Raw genomic sequence first — 635 nt, 5'->3', positions numbered from 1 at the left:
ATTGAACTTGTTGATGCACATAATCAATCCAGTAATCGGTCACACCGGGAGCTAGTTGATTCGGATTATCGGTCGAAAAAAGACTTTGTGTCATTGTACGAACTTGGGCCACATCGTTAGATGTAGTTACGATCGACGAAGCAACTTGATTCATATTTACCACCATATCATCACTCCTCTATACTTATTTTGAATCTATTAAATAGATATAATATTAGCACGCTGCTTTCGAGAGTGTGTAAAAAATTGAAAATCACCCAAATATCATTTGCTAGGAATGTCGAAATTCAAAGTCTGAAACATTAGTTAGTAGGTGGCTGGTCCGTACCTAAATAGGCTTTTGCACTACCTGTTATTGTTAAACTATAATCATGAGGATTATTATATAATATGATTGCATCAAATCCTGATGGGTCTGCGTATCCCTGGTTCAATACTCGATTTGCTATCCATTGCCCTTGTCTTACATACCACACTTGTAGTGGCTGTATTTCAGGAGGTATCTGATCCGTAGAAGAACTACCGGCTACATATGATTTATACTGTAACTCTCCGCTCCAAATAGTTTTAGTTTGTAAAGGACTAAGAGTAAATGCATCCGGATCCAAAAATGGAATCAACTCAATGCGATCGAT

1 protein-coding gene is annotated in these 635 nt (G+C 37.5%); it reads right to left on the bottom strand.

Annotation, left to right across the window (positions count from 1 at the left end; translation table 11 throughout):
* Window positions 1–302: 302 nt before the first annotated feature.
* A partial coding sequence (locus F3I02_RS27155; protein WP_196478618.1) for a hypothetical protein occupies window positions 303–635 on the bottom strand: 333 nt, incomplete at its 5' end.

The organism is Bacillus sp. SRB3LM (assembly GCF_015712745.1).
GTDB classification, from domain to species: domain Bacteria; phylum Bacillota; class Bacilli; order Bacillales; family Bacillaceae_G; genus Bacillus_A; species Bacillus_A thuringiensis_K.
This window is presented reverse-complemented; position numbering and strand designations above follow the sequence as displayed.